The 18,041-nt window shown below is 41.0% G+C and carries 14 protein-coding genes; 7 read left to right on the forward strand and 7 right to left on the reverse strand.

Going from position 1 to position 18,041, the window contains the following annotated elements:
- Positions 1 to 40: 40 nt before the first annotated feature.
- The 4 genes from thiC (at position 41) to lpdA (ending at position 7,478) form a co-directional block, all read left to right on the forward strand.
- Positions 41 to 1,963, forward strand: coding sequence for a phosphomethylpyrimidine synthase ThiC (gene thiC, locus QOL44_RS00340; protein WP_009062064.1), 1,923 nt, complete (start codon positions 41 to 43; stop codon positions 1,961 to 1,963).
- A gap of 93 nt (positions 1,964 to 2,056) precedes the next feature.
- Complete coding sequence (locus QOL44_RS00345; RefSeq protein ID WP_009062066.1) at positions 2,057 to 4,825, forward strand: 2-oxoglutarate dehydrogenase E1 component; 2,769 nt, start codon at positions 2,057 to 2,059, stop codon at positions 4,823 to 4,825.
- A 41-nt stretch (positions 4,826 to 4,866) separates the two neighbouring features.
- The gene (gene odhB / locus QOL44_RS00350) at positions 4,867 to 6,045 is read left to right on the forward strand and encodes a 2-oxoglutarate dehydrogenase complex dihydrolipoyllysine-residue succinyltransferase (protein ID WP_009062068.1); all 1,179 of its coding nucleotides are present in this window, start codon (positions 4,867 to 4,869) and stop codon (positions 6,043 to 6,045) included.
- A 32-nt stretch (positions 6,046 to 6,077) separates the two neighbouring features.
- On the forward strand, positions 6,078 to 7,478 hold the full coding sequence (lpdA, locus tag QOL44_RS00355) for a dihydrolipoyl dehydrogenase (RefSeq protein WP_009062070.1): 1,401 nt from the start codon (positions 6,078 to 6,080) through the stop codon (positions 7,476 to 7,478).
- Here lpdA and alr read toward each other — a convergent pair.
- From alr to QOL44_RS00390, 7 genes are all read right to left on the reverse strand, one after another.
- Positions 7,469 to 8,638: an alanine racemase gene (alr, locus tag QOL44_RS00360; RefSeq protein ID WP_009062073.1), complete on the reverse strand. Its 1,170-nt coding sequence runs from the start codon at positions 8,636 to 8,638 to the stop codon at positions 7,469 to 7,471. The genes lpdA and alr overlap by 10 nt on opposite strands.
- A gap of 7 nt (positions 8,639 to 8,645) precedes the next feature.
- Complete coding sequence (tsaB, locus tag QOL44_RS00365) at positions 8,646 to 9,221, reverse strand: tRNA (adenosine(37)-N6)-threonylcarbamoyltransferase complex dimerization subunit type 1 TsaB (protein ID WP_009062075.1); 576 nt, start codon at positions 9,219 to 9,221, stop codon at positions 8,646 to 8,648.
- Positions 9,222 to 9,268: 47 nt separating this feature from the next.
- The gene (tsaE, locus tag QOL44_RS00370; RefSeq protein ID WP_009062077.1) at positions 9,269 to 9,694 is read right to left on the reverse strand and encodes a tRNA (adenosine(37)-N6)-threonylcarbamoyltransferase complex ATPase subunit type 1 TsaE; all 426 of its coding nucleotides are present in this window, start codon (positions 9,692 to 9,694) and stop codon (positions 9,269 to 9,271) included.
- Entirely contained in the window at positions 9,645 to 10,592 is a 948-nt protein-coding gene (locus QOL44_RS00375) for a thiamine-phosphate kinase (protein ID WP_009062079.1), read from the reverse strand. Before QOL44_RS00375 ends, tsaE begins: the two co-directional genes overlap by 50 nt.
- An 82-nt stretch (positions 10,593 to 10,674) precedes the next feature.
- Positions 10,675 to 11,454, reverse strand: a complete 780-nt coding sequence (locus QOL44_RS00380; protein WP_009062081.1) for a CPBP family intramembrane glutamic endopeptidase — start codon at positions 11,452 to 11,454, stop codon at positions 10,675 to 10,677.
- 165 nt (positions 11,455 to 11,619) lie between these two features.
- The gene (gene sppA / locus QOL44_RS00385; protein ID WP_009062083.1) at positions 11,620 to 12,612 is read right to left on the reverse strand and encodes a signal peptide peptidase SppA; all 993 of its coding nucleotides are present in this window, start codon (positions 12,610 to 12,612) and stop codon (positions 11,620 to 11,622) included.
- 70 nt (positions 12,613 to 12,682) lie between these two features.
- The gene (locus tag QOL44_RS00390) at positions 12,683 to 14,212 is read right to left on the reverse strand and encodes a class I tRNA ligase family protein (RefSeq protein ID WP_009062085.1); all 1,530 of its coding nucleotides are present in this window, start codon (positions 14,210 to 14,212) and stop codon (positions 12,683 to 12,685) included.
- A 189-nt stretch (positions 14,213 to 14,401) separates the two neighbouring features.
- On the opposite strand from QOL44_RS00390, the gene QOL44_RS00395 reads away from it, so the two are divergent.
- From QOL44_RS00395 to aspS, 3 genes are all read left to right on the forward strand, one after another.
- Positions 14,402 to 14,740 (forward strand): HU family DNA-binding protein, encoded by a 339-nt coding sequence (locus tag QOL44_RS00395; RefSeq protein ID WP_009062087.1) that lies wholly within the window; start codon positions 14,402 to 14,404, stop codon positions 14,738 to 14,740.
- A 56-nt stretch (positions 14,741 to 14,796) separates the two neighbouring features.
- Entirely contained in the window at positions 14,797 to 16,014 is a 1,218-nt protein-coding gene (gene hisS / locus QOL44_RS00400; RefSeq protein ID WP_009062088.1) for a histidine--tRNA ligase, read from the forward strand.
- Between the two features lie 177 nt (positions 16,015 to 16,191).
- On the forward strand, positions 16,192 to 18,015 hold the full coding sequence (gene aspS, locus QOL44_RS00405) for an aspartate--tRNA ligase (protein ID WP_009062090.1): 1,824 nt from the start codon (positions 16,192 to 16,194) through the stop codon (positions 18,013 to 18,015).
- The last annotated feature ends 26 nt before the right edge of the window (positions 18,016 to 18,041 follow it).

Genomic DNA, 18,041 nt, shown 5'->3' on the forward strand with positions numbered 1-18,041 from the left:
TATCTCCTGTTCGGCTGTCCTCTGAAAGGAGGAAGCAACAATGGCTCAAAACAGTAGTCGACTGACGTATTTAGATATTGTTTCAAAAGGAAAAGAACTTTCTTCCTTCCTTTTGTCTTTTTTCCCAAATTCCAAAAAGGTATATATCCAAGGGGAAAATAGAGGGGTAAACGTTCCCTTTAGACAAATAAAGGTTGCTCATAATGGTTCTGGGGAAGCAACAGATCATTCATTTTTTTATGCTTACGATACTTCTGGACCTTATACAGATCCTTTTGCTGGGGTAGAAATAGGCAGTGGGCTTTTCCCCTTGCGAGCCGAGTGGATAGAACAAAGAGGAGATTGTGAACCTTACGAAGGCAGGCCCATTAAACCTGAAGACAATGGATGGGTATCGGTCAAAGATAAAGCCGCTATTCTTTTGAAAAATGGTGCTCAAAAGCTTCCTTTGTTAAAAAAGCGTCTGCCTTTACGTGCCAAAGCTGGAAGAAGGGTTACCCAACTGCATTATGCCAAAAAAGGCATTATTACTCCAGAGATGGAGTTCGTAGCCATAAGAGAGAATTTAGGTAGGAAAGGTTCCTCTCTTCGCCAAGGCAAAGGCCCACTTTATAGCCAGCACTCGGGATTGGCCTGGGGAGCATCGTTGCCAGAAGAGATAACTCCAGAATTTGTAAGGAAAGAAGTTGCCTCGGGTAGAGCGATTATCCCCTCTAATATTAACCATCCAGAGCTGGAGCCGATGATTATTGGCCGTAACTTTAGAGTCAAAATAAATGCGAACATTGGAAACTCTGCAATTAGCTCATCGATGGATGAAGAGGTAGCAAAACTGGTTTGGGCTATTCTTTGGGGAGCCGATACGGTCATGGATCTTTCTACCGGAAAAAACATTCATGAAATTCGTGAACTAATTATTCGTTCAAGCCCTGTGCCTATAGGGACTGTTCCCATCTATCAAGCGTTAGAGAAGGTTGGGGGGATTCCTGAGGAATTGAGTTGGGAAATCTATAGAGATACTCTGATCGAACAGGCCGAACAGGGAGTAGATTATTTCACCATACATGCTGGAGTCCTTTTGCGATATATCCCTTATACAGCCAATCGGCTCTGTGGCATTGTTAGTAGGGGAGGTTCCATCATGGCTAAGTGGTGTTTAGCCCATCATCAAGAAAATTTTCTCTATACGCATTTTGATGAAATTTGTGAAATTTTAAGGAGCTACGACATCAGTGTGTCGCTAGGAGATGGGTTAAGACCAGGAGCCATTGCGGATGCTAATGATGCGGCTCAGCTTAGTGAGCTTTTTACCCTTGGCGAACTGACTAAAAAGGCGTGGGAACATGATGTGCAAGTGATGATTGAGGGACCTGGGCATATTCCTATGCAATTGATTAAAGAAAACATGGATTTAGAGCTGAAGCATTGTTTTGAGGCTCCCTTTTATACCCTTGGACCATTGACTACGGATATTGCGCCTGGTTATGACCATATTACAAGTGCCATTGGAGCTGCCATGATCGGCTGGTTTGGCTGTGCGATGTTATGCTATGTCACGCCTAAAGAACACCTAGGGTTGCCTAATCTTGAGGATGTAAAAACTGGGGTCATAGCTTATAAGATTGCGGCTCATGCTGCTGATCTGGCAAAAGGGTTTCCAGGGGCTCAGTTACAGGATAACTTTTTGAGCTATGCTAGGTTTCATTTCCAATGGGAAGATCAATTTAATTTAAGTCTTGATCCTCCAACAGCTCGGCTTTTCCATGATGAAAATTTACCTCAGCCAGCGGCCAAGCATGCCCATTTTTGTTCGATGTGTGGACCTAAGTTCTGTTCAATGAAAATCACCGAAGAAGTCTTAAAATACGCGGAAAAAAATAAGCTGACGACAGACGATGCCTTTTTAGAGGGGATGAAAGAAAAAGCTGAAGAATTTAGAAAAATCAAAAATATTTATATATAATATTTATTTTTCTTTCTTTTTTTGTTTACTAAAGAATATAAGTTTTATAAATATTGATCTTAGGCCATCCGTAAAATTTGTTTTTCTTACAGTATGAGACAAAAGCCTTCTCTTTCCGCTTCTTCCATGGTTATGTCAAACAGGAAATCCATTGGAATCGAAAATCTTGCTTTACTTGAGGAATATTACCAACGCTGGAAGAAAGATCCGGCTTCTGTCTCTGCTGATTGGAGCGCTTTTTTTGAAGGGTTTGAGTTCGGATATGAATCCTTAAAAAATGGTCAGCTGGGAAAGAAAGTTGAAAGGCGAGCTATAGCCGATGATTTAAAAAAACAACGTGCCGTTTATGAACTTATTCATGCCTATCGCACCCTTGGGCATTATATAGCCAATCTTGATCCGTTGGGATTCAATCAATATGAATATGATGAATTGAAGCTAGAAAGATTTGGGTTAAATCAAAAAGACCTTGAGAGCTACTTTGATTCTGGAGATCTGGCTGGAGGGGGGCGGAAAACTTTACGGGAGATATTAGAGATTCTTAAAAAATCTTATTGTTCTACGTTGGCTGTTGAGTTTATGCACATGGATTCTTTTGTGCAAAGAAAATGGATATCCCAACGGATTGAAGGAAAATCTTTTTATGCTGGTTTTTCGAAAGAACATAAAAAACAGATTCTTTATGACCTGTTGAAGGCTGAACTTTTTGAAGCGTTTTTACATACACGTTACGTTGGACAGAAAAGATTTTCTTTGGAAGGAAGTTGTACGCTCATTCCTATGATGGATGCTCTTATAGAAGCCTGTCCGGCCCATGGGATTGATCGGCTTGTTGTCGGAATGGCGCATCGAGGAAGGCTTAATTTTGTTGCCAATGTTTTGCAGCAGGATTACAAGGTCATCTTTGATGAATTTTCTGAAAATTATATTCCAGAAGGGGTATTGGGTAATGGGGATGTTCGGTATCATTTAGGGTTTGAAGCAGCTCTGAAAACTAAATCTGGTTCTATTGTAACAGTAGGGCTAACGCCTAACCCAAGCCATTTGGAAGCTGTTAATCCTGTGGTGGAAGGCAAAGCCAGGGCATGGGAAAGAAGACTAAAAGATACAGAGCAGAGGAAAAAAGTTTTGCCTCTGCTTATTCATGGTGATGCCTCATTTATGGGGCAAGGCGTTGTGCAGGAAACTTTGAATCTTTCCAGGCTTGAGGGGTATACAACTGGTGGTACTCTGCATATTATTGTCAACAATCAGATTGGTTTTACAACGGTTCCTCAGGATGGGCGATCCACGCATCATTGTACGGCAGTAGCCTTGATGTTAGGAGTTCCTATTTTTCATGTCAACAGTGATGATCCGTTGGCAGCTGTATTTGCTGTACTGCTAGCTTTAGAGTATAGACAAGTTTTTGGTCAGGATGTGGTAGTTGATCTTGTGGGATATAGAAAGTATGGACATAATGAGGGGGACGAACCTAGCTTTACTCAACCTCTTCTTTATAAGGCAATAGCACAGCATCCCAATATCAGTGATGTTTTCTTGGATCAGTTGATAAAATCAGGAGAGATGACAAGAGAAGAAGCAAATGAATACCGAAAAATATTTGTTGCTGAGTTGAACCAAAAAATGGAGGAATCGAAGGAATGGATTAAACAAGAAAACCCTCCCACCTTGAGGCCTAGGTTAGCATGTCCCAGGATTTTTGATCCAGTGAAAACAGCCGTTCCTTTGGAAGAATTCCTTTATGTGGGCCATGCATTGGTGAGGGAGCCTCCTGATTTCAATCTTAATCCTAAAATCCGGAAGATCCTTGAAGAAAGGAAAGCCATGGTAGAAGGAAAACAGCCAATCCTTCTAGCTTTTGCTGAAACCATGGCTTTTGGCACCCTTCTCTACGAGGGAATTCCAGTTAGACTATCCGGTCAAGACAGTCGGCGTGGGACTTTCAGTCAAAGGCATGCGGTACTTTATGATACAAAAGTCTCTAAGAAATATGTTCCCTTAGCGAATATCCATCCCAACCAGGCGATATTTTGTATCTATAACAGTCCCCTTTCCGAATATGCTGTTTTAGGTTTCGATTATGGCTATTCTCTAGATTATCCTGAGGCCTTAATTATTTGGGAAGCTCAATACGGTGATTTTGCTAACGGGGCTCAGGTTATTATAGATCTATACCTCGTTAGCTCTGAATCGAAATGGGGCGTTACATCGAACATTGTGTTGCTATTGCCGCATGGATATGAAGGGCAGGGTCCTGAGCATTCTAGTGCACGGGTGGAAAGATTCCTTCAAGCTTGTGCTGAAGATAATATCGTTGTGGCTAACTGCACTACCCCAGCCAATTATTTTCATATCTTAAGAAGACAGGTTTTGCGAGGATTTTCTAAGCCCTTAATCCTTTTCACCCATAAAAGCCTTCTACGCAACCCGCAATGTGCCTCGTCCATTCCAGAATTTGTTCAAGGGGCTTTCGAAGAGGTCTTGGCAGATCCTCAGGTCAATCAACCAAGCTCAAAAGTTATCTTGTGCACTGGAAAGGTCTATTATGATCTTATAGACTACAGAAGCCGGATTGGAAGGATGGATATTCCCATTGTTCGAATCGAACAGCTATATCCCCTGCATGAGAAGAAGCTCAAAGAGATTGTCTTAAGGTATCAGCCCCAGTCCCTTGTTTGGTGTCAAGAGGAGCCAAAAAACATGGGTGCTTGGAGTTATATGTTCCCTAAACTTAACGATATGTTTTCTCTTCCTGTCCTTTATGCTGGTAGGGAGGCTTCAGCCAGCACGGCGACTGGTTCAATGGCTTACCATCGGCTTGAACAGCAAAAGCTTCTTTCAGATGCCTTTGGCAGATAACCCTTATGTAAATTTATTTTTAACCCAGGAGCTAGGTCGCAATGGATATAAAAATGCCTTCTGTTGGTGAATCGATTGAATCTGGATTGATTGGCAAATGGCTTAAAAAAGAAGGGGAAAGAGTGCAATCTGGAGATGCCTTGTGTGAAATTGAAACCGAGAAGATCACTACGGAAATTTATGCTGAGAAAGAAGGAATATTGCATATTCTTGTCAAAGAAGGCTCAGAGGTGAAGGTAGGGCAAACCATCGCTCAATTAGAAGAATTGCCTTCGGGAAAGATGGAGCAGGAGCCTAGTGCAAGTATCAAAGAAGAAGAAGAAAAAGAGGAAAAAACAGTTTTGGAACCGCAGAAAGAATTGATAGAGCCAGTAAAAAAGGAAGAGGAGGAAGAAAAGGCTTCTGTAGAAGCTCCCCTGAGGCGCCCTGGGAGGATAACCAAAGAGGAAGCGCTACAATTGATGGAGGAAGAAAAAGAAGAAAAAGAAGAGGCAAAAGAAGTCGAGGCTTTTGCTCTAGGTCCTCAAGAAAAAAGAAAACCACTGAGTCCTATTCGAAAGAAGATTGCTCAGCGTTTGCTGGAAGCTCATATTGGCACCGCTCATTTAACAACGTTTAATGAAGTCGATATGAGTACGGTGCTAGAATTAAGAAAAAATTATGGGAAGAGATTCGAAGAGAAATATGGAGTCAAACTGGGGCTGATGTCCTTTTTTGTCCGAGCGGTAGTGGAGGCTTTGAAAAAAATACCAGAGGTCGGTGCGCGGATTGAAGAGGATGAACTCGTTTATCCTTCCACTTTGGATCTGGGGATAGCTGTTGCAACAGAAAAAGGATTAATCGTACCAGTGATTCGTAGCGCTGAAAATCTAAGTTTTGCCCAGATTGAAAAGACGATTCAAGAACTAGCTATAAAAGCCAGAGGTGGGAAAATTACCCTCGAAGACATTGAAGGAGGAGTCTTTACGATAACCAATGGCGGTGTCTTTGGCTCTATGCTTTCTACGCCTATACTGAATCCACCTCAAAGTGGCATTCTTGGAATGCATGCGATTAAAGAAAGGCCTGTAGCAATCAATGGGAAAGTGGAAATCAGGCCCGTTATGTACCTTGCTCTTACCTACGATCATCGAGTGATTGATGGAAAAGAAGCTGTCAGTTTTTTGGTCCTTGTTAAAGAGTTTATCGAACAACCCGCCTCTGTTCTTTTGGAAGTGTAAATGTTGGTATTATAGAAAGCAAAAAGAAAAGAATGGATACGTTTGATGTAGGCATCATTGGATCTGGTCCCGGTGGCTATGTAGCCGCCATTCGAGCAGCTCAGCTTGGCTTGAATGTGGCAATTATTGAAAAAGACAAGACCCTTGGAGGTACCTGCCTGAATGTGGGATGTATTCCAAGTAAAGCCCTCCTTTCTCTTTCTGAATATTACTATTTTGCCAAGACAAAGTTTGCCGAAAATGGATTGCTTGTGGAAAATCTCCGCTTCGATCTCGATAAGCTCATGAAGAAAAAAGACCAAGTCGTCCACAAACTGGTCAAGGGAGTGGATTTTCTCATGAAGAAAAACGGGATTGAAGTATTTCATGGGATGGGATCGCTTGTAGATCCTCAAACGGTCCTCATAGCCGAAGAAAATGGAGGGGAACGTAAAATTAAAGCTAAAAATATTATCCTTGCTTCTGGTAGTGCACCAGCTTCTCTGTCTTTTTTGCCTCCCTTTAACGATCAGATCGTGGATAGCACCTCGGCTCTTCAGTTTAGTTCTGTTCCCAGAAGCATGGCGGTTATTGGTGCTGGAGCAGTCGGACTGGAGCTAGGATCTGTGTGGAGTAGACTGGGAACCAAGGTTTACGTGATAGAGCTTTTGCCAAGAATTTGTCCATTGATGGATCATTCCGTATCCAGCACTTTAGAAACCTTTCTTCGAAATCAAGGAATAGAATTTTTTCTCAATACCAAAATCATCTCTGCAACGAGCAATACAAACGAAGTCATCCTTGAATTAGTTTCAGGACCCAAGACCTACTCGCTCAGTGTGGAAAAAGTGCTCGTAGCCGTAGGGAGAGTTCCTTATACTCATGGATTGAATTTGCAACAAATAGGCATCAGTACCACAAAGAAAGGCAGTGTAGAGGTAAATGCATGGTGGCAAACCAATTTTGCCCATATCTATGCTATTGGCGATCTAGTGGAAGGACCGATGCTTGCTCATAGAGCGCAACTAGAAGGAATAGCGGTCGCTGAAATCATTGCTGGACGTCGATTCCCACAACTGAACTATGCGCTCATCCCCTCTATTATTTATACCTCTCCTGAGGCAGGAGGAATTGGCTTTACAGAAGAAGAATTGCAAGCGGCTAAAAGAGACTATAAAAAGGGTTTATCGAAGTTCTCTATTAATGGAAGGGCATTGGCTGGAGATGTCGGTGAAGGATTTGTAAAAATTTTGGTGGATGCCAAAAATGATAAGATTTTGGGAATCCATGGAGTGGGGCCTGTTATTTCCGAGCTCATTTCAATGTCGACCCCATTGTTTTTAAGAAAGGTGAACGGAGTGGATTTCGTAGGCCTGCCATTAGCGCATCCTACGCTTTCTGAAGTACTTCGTGAGGCAGCTCTTGATGCCTATAAGCGGTCGATTCATTCGTAATAATGCAGGGAAGCATTGGAGCGGGAAAGAAAATGCCGATACTGTCTTGGAATGTTTGAATGGATATTAGTGAGGATTTCATAGGAAATTGTTCCGGCAAGCTTGGCTAGCTCGTCAGCATTAATGGATTCTTTGCCTTGTGTACCGATCAATATCGCCTCCTCTCCAATTTTACATGAAGGCAGTTCGCTGATATCCACCATGATCTGGTTCATTGTAACCGCTCCACGGACTGGACATCTTTTTCCTTTGATAAGCACAAAGGCTTTGTTAGAAAGGGAGCGGAGATAGCCATCGCCATAACCGATGGAAAGCACGGCGATCTTAGAAGGTTTTTTAAGCCTGTAAGTTGATCCATAGCTGATTGGATGGTTTTTGGGAAGCTCTTTTATAAGCACGACTTTGCATTTCCAGCTCATAATTGGTCTAAGAAGTCTTCGTAAGAATGACATGGGGGCTAGTCCATAAAGGGCAAGACCAATACGGACATAATCGCAAGCATAAACACTTTTCCGCCATAGAGCCGCACTATTAGCAACATGAATGGGAAGGCCTTTGAAATACTCCTTTAATTTTAATAGCTCAAGCCACTGCTTCTCAGTCGCTTCTAGATCCGTATCTGCCTGGGCAAAATGAGTACACACTGCACCGATACAGACAGAAGAAAGTTTTTTTATTTTTTCCATCTCTTTAACAAAATTTGAAGGGCTAAACCCAAGTCTTCCCATTCCCGTATCTATTTTAAGATGGATAATTGCCTTTTTGCCTAAATGTTCTGCTGCATTATTGAGCCATTTTGCCTCATTGAAGGAAGAGACAACTACCCAGGCATTATTGGCGATCACAAGTGGAGCTTCAGGAGGCAATATAGGACATAAGATTAATAAAGGATTTTGAATACCGGCATTTCTCAGTTCGATAACCTCATCGACGTTGTTGATTCCAAGAACTTCGATCCCAGATTGCACAAGTTCTCTGGATATAGGAACAAGGCCATGCCCATAGGCATCCGACTTAACCACAGCAATAATTTTTGTTTTTTTGGGAATCCTGTTTCTTGCCACCCGGATATTAAAGCGCAAAGCCTGCCCATCAATTTCTACCCAACTACGGGGCAGGGGCGCTGACGAAATAAAAGAATAGTTATTCTTATAGCTCATTTTATTATTAAACAGGGCCTCTTAAATAGATAGGTTCTGGAAAAGGGGTGTTATCGAATGGAGGACAGGTTTCTGGAAGTAGAAAAAAGTCTTCGGCTCTTGGAAAAGCTTGAGTCATGGTGTCATGTAGGGCTTCTGGACTAACTGCTAAATCTAGCGTTTTGATTATTTCTGTCAGTTTTTGTCGCTCAATAAGATAAGGGCCTTTGACGAGTTTACCATAAGAAAAGAGGGAACAAAAAAGTTCGCCTCGCCTAGCATCAGAAAATATTCCTAAGGAAGGAATATGAGAAAATTGAAGGCCTATTGACCATATGCTTGGAATGGAAAGAATGGAGGCGTTTTTGGCTATACTAATTCCTTGTGCGGCTGCAATGCCTACCCGGATAGAGGAAAAAGATCCTGGTCCTGTTCCAACAAAGATCTTTTCGATCTTCAAAGAGGCCAAATTTAATTTTTCCAGACAATCAAATAGGGAAGAAAAATGACGTTTGCCCTTAAAATAAGAACGCCAGACAACATGGTGATTTTCTGCCAAAGCCACGCTGCCTATTTCTGAAGAGGTATCAATCGAAAGGATCATAAATTTATATGAAGGGATAGGGATGTTCTCACATAACAACTGAGGGATCAACGAATGCGTTTAATTTTTCTTTCATTTTGAGCAATGATTGTAATTTCCCAATACTGGGTCCAAGGAGGTAAGAGTTTTTCTATTTTTTGGGGCCATTCTACAAAACAAATAGCTTCCGCATACAAGATTTCTTCCAAATAATGAGATAAGGTAGAATCCACGTTTTCTACTCTGTACAAGTCAATATGAAAAATATCGAACTTTTCTCCTTCATAACAGTGGACTAAACTAAAGGTAGGACTCGTTACTTCGCCTTTAAAACCTAAAGCAAGGGCAGCACCTTTGACAAGTTGGGTCTTACCTGATCCTAACTCGCCGATCAATGCAAACACTTCTCCCCCCTGGCAGGGTTTTACCAGTTCTTTGGCAAAATTAATAGTCTCCTCTGGACTTTTGGAAATGATCGAAGCCTCTGTATCCATCCTGAAATTCCATTTTTCCATTTTTGCTAAAAGTTCCAATTTTTTTTATAGGAACCTCAAAAGGCCAATGTTTTAGAAGATCTATTTCTTTTTCTTTTGCGACAGAAAAAAGCAATTCATAATCCTCTCCATCAGTTAAGGCGTTGTGCAGGCCATAATTTTTTCGCGCTGGAATTGCCTCATAATCGATTTCAAAGCCAACATTGGAAGCTTTTGCCATCCTTGGTAAATCGGTGGCCAAACCATCACTTAGATCGATCATTGCCTTTGCCCATTGGCCTTTGGCAAGCCATTGGCCTTCTTTTATTCTGGGGATAAAGAATAGATGGTGCCCAGAATCATAACTGCCTCCAAGAACTCCTGTAACAAACAAAGAGTCTCCATCTTCTGCTCCTGATCTCAATATTGGCTTATAGCCATCGGTTTTTCCCCATACCGTTACTACAATAAAAAGTTGGTTTGACTCAGTGGTTTCTCCTCCAATAAGATCCATTCCGATAGCACGAGCCAATTCAGTCAATCCCTTATAAAGTTGTTTTATTTTTTCTACTTTCTCTGTTCTATTCACTCCAAGGCCGATGAGGCCATAGAGCGGTTCTCCGCCCATAGAGGCGATATCAGAGAGAGCCCTTGCAAGCGCTTTTCGTCCAACCCATTCTGGAGGAGTTGATGGATCAAAGTGTACATTTTCTACAGTGGCATCCATTTTGAAAAGATAATAGAGCTCTTTTTTTTCTGATTGGATTACTGCACAGTCTTCTCCTAGGGAAGCTATAACTTCTCTTTTGCTTTTTGCCCACCCTTCAACGAGAAGATTGATGAGCTGCTCTTCGCTGAGATCAGAAACGAGAGATTCCGTTGTTAAAGAAAATGGGATGTTGGTTTTCTTACTTTGCACTATTGATTCCCAAAAGTAATAGGATTTTAGCTTTAATTTCTTAGAAATGTCATAATCGGGTTCTAAAGAGTCAATAGTTTCTTTAACCGAATTTTGCTAAAAGAAGAAGGCATGCTGTAAAACCATTGAACCAAAAATGAATGGCCATAGAAAGGATCAAACAACCGCTAAATTCATAAACAGCTGCTAATATCATGCCAAAGATAAAAAGGGGGAGAAAAGTAATCCAATGAATGTGGAGTAAAGCAAAGATAAGCCCGCTCAGTACGATGGCGCTTCTTTTTGTAAGGTGACTTCTAAAAAATTGATAAAGAAATCCTCTGAAAAGAAGCTCTTCTCCAATAGGAGCAGCCACAAGAATTAAAGCTAAAAGAACAGCAATTTCACTGGGCTTTGAGGCATGTAAGAAAAGATCGACTGCGGGCTGTCTTGGAACGGGAAGATGGAGTGCTTTCCCAATATTCTCACTGAGTCCGGCAATCATTTGAAGGGGCAGGTAGGCGGAAAGACATATCCAAAAACTGAGGATGGCAATTTCCCATGGATTAAACTGAGAGAGCCCTAAGAAGTCAGAAAGAGTATACCCATGAAATCGGACCAAAATAACAATAAGAATAATAGAAAAAATGCTTAATCCAGCAGCGACACCAAGCAAGATGCCTGTGAAAAGAAAGAGACATACGGCAACAAGTTCCAACCAGCTAAAAGGAATGGGAAGAAATTCTCTAAAGGGAGCAAAATCGGTTTTTTTCCACCGGTAAAGAAAAACCCCCATTGCTAGATCCGCCAGAAGGGTAAGCAATAAGAAGCCAAGGATCAGCGGCTTATAATGAGCAATGAGTCTTTGAGTTAGTTCATCCACGTTTTGCTATCCTACTCTCTGTTGCTAGCATTATGCCTAAAGCAAGCTACGCAGTCTAGTTTCTTGAATTATCTACCCTTTTGAAAATTCCAACGCTAGATACAAATGGAATAGTTCCTGTGACCATTCCACAAGTCTTTGTTAAAAACAAGCTTTCAGCCTTTATTAATTCAAACCAAAAGCTTGAGGATAAAGATAGTATAGGTGTCCAGAAGATATTGGCCATTGGAACGGTTGGGGGCTCAGTTTGATATTTGGGATCATTTCCTTGGAAAAAAGGCGAAACAAATTAGAAAATTTAAAGGGAGGAACATAACGAATAAGCCGAGCAGATGGAACTTTAGAAAGCTCCTTGCATTTGTTAAAAGCATCTTCGAAATACCCAAGGCCATCGATCAGCCCATTTTTTAAAGCATCTTGCCCCATAAAAATTCTTCCATCGGCAAGGTTGTTTTTCAGCTTATTAATATCCATATGTCTTTCTTTGGCTACTATGGATACAAACTTATTATAGGTTTCATCGATTAATCCTTGGACAAAAGCTTGTTCTTCTGGGGTCATTTCTCTAGTCGGGTTTAACAGGTCTTTCATTTTCCCTGACTTAAATGTGAGGGCTTTTATTCCGACTTTTTCCATTAAATCTTTGACGAGGAAGGATTCCATAATGACTCCAATGCTGCCGGTGATCGTCAGATCATTAGCCATAAGATAGGTGCCCCCAACCGCCGAGTAATAGCCCCCAGAAGCCGCCATGGACTCCATATAGATCACCACGGGTTTTACATTACGAGTCAATCGGATTTCATGATAAATGACATCGCTAGCATTAACTTCTCCTCCAGGGGAATTAATGGCAATAATGATTCCTTTGACTTTTTTATCTTCTCGGGCTGCCTTCAGTTGCACTTTCATGTCTTCGACAGCGTTTTGAGTAAATGTTCCTCCTTCATCCTGACTAATCAGCCCCCGAAGATGGATAAGGGCAATTTTAACATCTTTCATGGCAAAATCACCGCCCACAAATTCTTCTTCAAGAGCGAGCGGAGCGGAGGGTGCCTTTTTAGTTTGTAAAATGGATAGAAAAATAAGATTCAGAAGCAGGCTAAAGCATAAAATTAAAATTAAAAACACGCTAAAACAGCCACCTTTCTTATTCATAGTGCCAATCCTTCTCTGTGCTCAGAGTAAATCATTTCCTCCGTTCTGCAATACTAAAATAAATAAGTAGCTATTCATTTCCTTGCTGTGGGATTCTTGGAAATAAAGGGAAAGGAGCCTGGATTGTTTTCCCTGCCAAATCCAAGGAATAGAAAGCATGATACAATGGGACGTTCTCTTTTCCAATATTTAAAAGCGAGAGTATTTTATCACTAGTCTTTGGCATCACTGGATCAATGAGTAAAGCATATCTTTTAAGGCATGCGCAGCAGACAAAAAGGATACAGTCTAGCTGCTGGGATTCCTTGGGGTTTTTTGCTAGGGTCCAGGGAGCGGTCGTATCGATATACCGGTTTAGTTTTTTCATATGTTGCCAGACTTCCTGGAGAGCCATCGAAATATCGTACTTTTCGAAATAGAGGCAATAGTTTTCTAATAGCATGCCATTGAGCAAATCTTTTTCTCTTTCTCCCATTAGTTTTTCAGAACAGGAGGGAATAACACCAGATCGATATTTATGGATCATTGCTGTGATTCTTTGGACAAGATTACCCAAATCATTACAGAGATCGCTTGCATATCGGCTAGCAATTTTTTCATCAGTAAAATCGGCATCCTGCCCTAGGCCCATTTCTCTTAATAGGTAATATCTAAGAGCATCGGCTCCATATATTTGTATATAGGGGATAGGATCGATGTAATTGCCTAATGACTTGCTCATCTTTGCTCCGCGGTTCATCCACCAGCCATGGATTAAAAAGCGGTGCGGTTGTTCTAATTCCAGAGCCTGTAGCATGACTGGCCAATAGATAGTGTGTGCAGGAATCAGGATGTCCTTTCCGATAACGTGTAATTGAGCAGGCCACCAGTTATGGCTACCTGCCCTGGCAAAAGAAACATAGTTTAATAAGGCATCAAACCAGACGTAGGTGACGTAGTTTTCATCAAAAGGCAGCGGAATGCCCCAAGAAAGTCTGCTGATTGGCCTGGATATGCATAAGTCTGAAAGGGGTTTTTCTAAAGCCCCTAAGAGCTCGTTACGTTTAGATTTAGGGATGAGCCATTCTTCGTGAGCGTGTACATAAGCTTTTAGCCAATTTTCGAAAAGGGATAATTTGAAAAAATAATTTGGTTCTTTGGTTTTGATGACTTCTCCATAGATTTCAGGCCATTGACCGTTGACTAAATCTTTTTCAGTAACGAATTGCTCTTGCCTTAAGCTATAGTAGCCTTCATGTTCTTTAAAATAGATAAGTCCTTTGTCTGCTAGCTTTTGTAAGGCCTCTCGGACATACTGAATGTGGGAAGGATGTGTGGTGCGGGCGAAAGCATCATAGCTAATATGCAATTGATTCCAAAGCTGGACGAATTTTTCTGTTTGGATGTCGCAAAAATGTTTAACGTTTAAATTTTCTTTTTCAGCCGAGCGCTGAACTTTCTGGCCATGTTCGTCGACACCAGTAAGGAAAAAAACTGAATCTCCTTTCTTCCTATGATACCTAGCAATAGCATCAGCCAATATTTTTTCATAGGCATGACCTAAATGAGGGGAGCCATTGACATAATCAATGGCAGTAGTAATAAAAAAAGGATTCGGCATATCTGACTCTAATAATAAAATAGTTTGGTTCGTATTGTATGTTTTTTTTCCTCATGAAACTTTTTCTAGGAATATTCTTGAGAAAAAAGAAAATATGTTAACTTTTATTTTGATCATTATCACTTTAGGCACATAGTTAAAAGAGGGAGAAGAAGGGAAATCCTCTGGAAAAGAAGAAAGTAATATGATATGGGGAATTTAACAAGAAGAGATTTAGTCGTCAAGGTTTCGATGAAAACAGGTTTGCCACAACAAGAAGTGGCAAAGGTTTTTGAGGAGATCCTTGATGTTTTTATGGAAGTTTTCAAAAAAAAAGAGACGATAGAACTACGCAATTTTGGGGTTTTTGAAGTTACTTTAAGAAAAGCTAGAATAGGACGCAACCCACGAAACCCCGAGCGGGATATTCTTATACCTCCAAGAGCTGTGGTTCGATTTAAACCAGGAAAAGAAGTTAAAGGCATTCTCAATGCGATTACAAAAGATCTCCTTAAAGAAGAAGAATTAAAGAAGAAAAAAAAGACATAATTTTGCCTTTTCTTTTTTAAAAAAACTGAGTTATTGCCTCTAAGCTATTTTGTTTTATGCAGCCGCTCCCTGGATTTCGTGATTTTTATCCTCCCGACTTTGCTTTTAGACAATTGCTATTTTCTCGCTGGAGAGAAATCTGCAGGCGTTTCAATTTTGTCGAGTATGAAGGGCCGGTACTAGAGTCTCTAGAACTGTATCAAAAAAAGTCTGGAGAAGAGATACTCAATCAAATTTATCATTTTTTGGATAAAGGCAATCGGATTGTTGCATTAAGACCTGAAATGACGCCAACCCTAGCCCGAATGATCGAGGCTCATTATAAGGAATATAAGAAGCCTATCAAATGGTTTTCTATTCCCCAACTTTTTCGTTACGAACGCGCTCAAAAAGGGAGGTTGAGAGAGCATTTCCAGCTTAATTGCGATATTATTGGAGAAGCTGATCTAGAAGCAGATATTGAGCTGATTAATCTTGCAATAGACATTCTCCGTTCTTTTGGCTTAGGCAAGGAAGATTTTATCGTTCGGATAAGTGACCGGCAGTTTTGGTCTGAATTCTTAACCAAAAAAGGAGTGGCCATAGAAGAATGGTACCAGTTTTTCCAAGCTATAGATAAGATCGAAAGAGATCCAAAAGAAGAGATTGAGCGTCGGTTAGGAGGGTTAGCCCAAGAGGTGTTTGAGTTAATTGAAAAGCCATGCTATTGGGAAAGATTTGAAGTTGTTTTAGAGGGGCTTCGTCATAGAAAGCTTGAAGAATATGCTAAGATAGATCTTAGAATTGTCCGAGGTTTAGCCTATTATACGGGAGTCGTCTATGAAATTTTTGATAAAGCTGGAAAATTTAGAGCTATCGCTGGAGGAGGAAGATATGATGATCTGCTTAAGCTCTTTGGAGGAGAAGATATTCCTGCGGTAGGATTTGGAATGGGAGATGTCGTTCTAGGCGAAATTCTTAAAGAAAAAAAGCTTTTAGAGCCTTCTTTCCCACGGCTTGATGTGTATGTCGTTTTTCCAGAAGGGAAAAAAAATCCTCTTGGGCTACTGTTGATCGAACAGTTACGGAGTAGTGGTTTTTCTGTTGAGTTTTCATTCCATCCCTTGAAGATGAAGAAGCAGCTGGCACAAGCCCAATCCCTCAATGCCCGATTCGCGCTTTTTGTGACCGAAAAACTCGCAGAAGGGTTCGTAGAACTAAAGAATATGGACGAAAGAAAGCAGTTTGTGATACCGGTAGAACAATTGGTTGGATTTCTAGAGAAAAAAGAGTAAAATGTGGGCTCGGTAGTTTTTCCTTTGTCTTTTCTTTTTTGGGGAATGAACTATTTTAAAAGGATTTTCATCGCCACCGGATTGTTTTGAAAGAAATAGGACGGTAGAGCATACAGTGGCAATGAAGCTTGCAGGCAGCTGGAAGACTTCCTGTTTGAGAATGAAATTGAGGTTTAAATGAAAAAAAGTTTTCAGCAATATAGGACTCATTTATGTCATGAGCTTGGTTTAAAGGATGTGGGGCAAAAGGTAAGTCTATGTGGCTGGGTACAATCGAAAAGAGATCATGGGGGGCTTTTGTTTGTTGATCTTCGAGACAGAGAAGGGGTAACGCAGGTTGTTTTTCATCCCGACAAAGATCCTGTCCTATTTGCCTCTGCAAAACAAATTAAAGATGAGTTTGTAATCAAGGTTGTAGGAGTAGTGGTAGAAAGACCTGCGGGGACCAAAAATGCAGCTATACCTACTGGAGAAATCGAACTGGAAGCTGAAAATCTTGAAATTTTGAACCCTTCGCTACCCTTGCCTTTTAACTTAGACGAATCAATTGAAAATGAAGAATTAAGGCTATCCTTCCGTTTTCTTGATTTAAGGAGGAAAAAACTTCTAAACTCTTTAAAACTTCGTCATCAAGTGACCTATGTGGTCAGGGAATATCTTACAAGCAAAGGTTTTCTAGAAATTGAGACACCTATTTTATCTAAGAGTACTCCAGAGGGAGCAAGAGATTTTTTGGTACCAAGCCGACTCTCTCCTGGTAAGTTTTACGCGTTACCTCAGGCTCCGCAACAATATAAACAACTCTTGATGGTGGCGGGCATTGATAAGTATTTCCAAATTGCTCGCTGTTTTCGAGACGAAGATTTGCGTTCTGACAGGCAACCTGAATTTACCCAGATAGATATAGAAGCCTCTTTTGTCGTTGTTGATGACATTCTGCAGTGGGTTGAAGAAATGATCCAGCAGATTTTTTCAAAGGTTCTTGGCATTGAACTTTCTCTTCCTTTTGCTCGTATTACTTACAAGCAAGCTTTGGATCTTTACGGTTCTGATAAGCCAGATCTGAGAATAGCTTGGCAAATACAAGATGTCGGAGAGGTGTTTGAGAATACGGAGTTTAAAATTTTTCGTGAAGTCCTTGCTAGAGGAGGTGTCATTAAAGCATTAAATGCTAAGCAGGCCAGTCCAGTGGTTGGACCTACGGGGATCGCAGAATTAGAAGAATTGGCTAAGTCAATGGGAGCAAAAGGCTTGGCTTACATTCGAATTGAAGATAAAGAGTGGAAATCACCTATAGTTAAGTTCTTTTCTATGGAGGAGCGGAAAAAGCTAGAGAATGTTCTTGGTATAGAACCCGCTGATTTGATTTTATTTAGTGCTGGTCCATGGGATCAGGCTTGTCAAGTGCTTGGAAAAGTAAGATTGCAGTTGGCAGAAATGACCCGCAGTGTGCCATCCAATGAATGGAAATTTGTTTGGGTGACAGATTTTCCTCTTTTTGAATACAGTCCTTTAGAACAGAAATGGAATAGCGTTCATCATCCTTTTACTAGACCCTGTCAAGAAGATATAGGCAAACTGGATAGTGGTAGATATGATGAGATTCGGGCGCTGGCTTATGATATCGTCTTAAACGGTGTGGAACTTGGAGGAGGAAGTATTCGGATTCATGAAAAAGAACTTCAAGAGAAAATATTTTCAATTCTTGGTATCGATAAAGAACGGCAGAAGCTTCTTTTTGGTCATCTCCTTAAAGCTTTTCAATATGGAGCTCCCCCTCATGGAGGGATAGCCTTAGGGCTAGACAGGTTTGTTATGCTTCTGAGCGGAGCGGAAACTATCAGAGATGTAATAGCTTTTCCAAAAAACCGGCATGGAGTCGATCTCCTTACTCAATCTCCTTCGGAGGTAGACTTTCAGCAACTTAAAGAACTTCATATTAAGCTGGCTTTCCCTTCCTTAGATTCCAGACTACGGCAAGAACCTGAAATAGAACCTTAAAGCGTAAAATGACTTTATATGAGCAA

This window comes from Candidatus Methylacidiphilum fumarolicum (assembly GCF_949774925.1).
Lineage (GTDB): Bacteria > Verrucomicrobiota > Verrucomicrobiia > Methylacidiphilales > Methylacidiphilaceae > Methylacidiphilum > Methylacidiphilum fumarolicum.